At 60.6% G+C, this 1,048-nt stretch carries 1 protein-coding gene and 1 pseudogene; both read left to right on the top strand.

The genetic code is table 11. The features are described 5' to 3' along the window. Nucleotides 1-331 precede the first annotated feature (331 nt). A complete protein-coding gene (locus tag FQ755_RS01185; protein WP_186308381.1) occupies nucleotides 332-487 on the top strand; it encodes a hypothetical protein in 156 nt (51 codons plus the stop codon). 22 nt (nucleotides 488-509) lie between these two features. After that, a pseudogene (locus tag FQ755_RS01190) lies at nucleotides 510-1,048 on the top strand (RHS family protein); the annotation flags it as partial.

Consider the following 1,048-nt stretch of genomic DNA (forward strand, 5'->3'; position numbering starts at 1 on the left):
GTCCGGAGAGTAAAAAAACATCAGGACTGTGAAGTGTTGTCAAAGTTAATCCAAAACAGGTTCCTGCCATGGAAATTTTTGTTGGAATCCGTTAGGTTTGCGACAGCACAGTAAAAAGGAATTGCCTGTGATGTCCCGTACTGAACGACTCGCCGCGATCCGGCGGACTCAACCGTCGCACACCACCTTCCTTCTGCCGTTACGCCCCTGACCTGACCTGGGTTATCCATCGGACGGCGTAGACGGCTTTTCCGCTACTGCACGCATCAACCACTTCCGCCACGCTGCTTCCGGAGCGATGAAGCATGGCGATTGCAGACAGGAACGCGAGATGAAAGACGAACAGGGTCGCGACATGGCGCGGCTCGGCGACACTACCGACCACGGCGGCAGGGTCATTCAGGCAGCGCAAGACCTCGAACACATGGGCATTCACGTCGCACTCGATGAACCGGGTTTCACCCGGGCCTCCCCTGATCTTCCCTGAACAAGAAAAAACAGCATTCGTCATGGTCCAGAACACGCAGTCGGTCCAGTCCGCCGTGGATGCGGCGATCGTCCCACTTAACCAGGTGCTGGTGGCCGACCTGTCGGCGGGCGCAGCGCGCTTCGATGCCTGGCTGCGCGCGTATAGCGGCGGCTACGTGACGCTGGAGCGCGTCAAGGACGTGTCGGCGGCATTGCCGGTACTGGGCAACATCATGGCGGCGGTCGATGTCTGCGGCGACATCGTGACGCTGGTCGAGAACCGGGACAGGCAACGGCCCGAGCTGGATCAGATACTGGACTGGGCGAGTCTGGGCATCAACCTGATCGGGGTGTTGCCGATTCCACCGGGAACGGCGGCGGCGCGCATGTCGTTGCGTCCGACGCTGGGCATCGTGCGGCAGGCCGTGAAGGCGGGTGCGAAAGACCTGGGCAACGCCATTGTTGCGGTGATCGCGGCACATTTCACGGCGACGTTGATGGGCGAATTGCAGCCGTTTGTGGAGCAGGCGAAAGCCCGGCTCACGGAGTTGCTGACGGACTGTGGCAACGAGGCGGAGAA

Source organism: Paraburkholderia sp. BCC1885 (assembly GCF_900996235.1).
Taxonomy (GTDB): Bacteria; Pseudomonadota; Gammaproteobacteria; order Burkholderiales; family Burkholderiaceae; genus Paraburkholderia.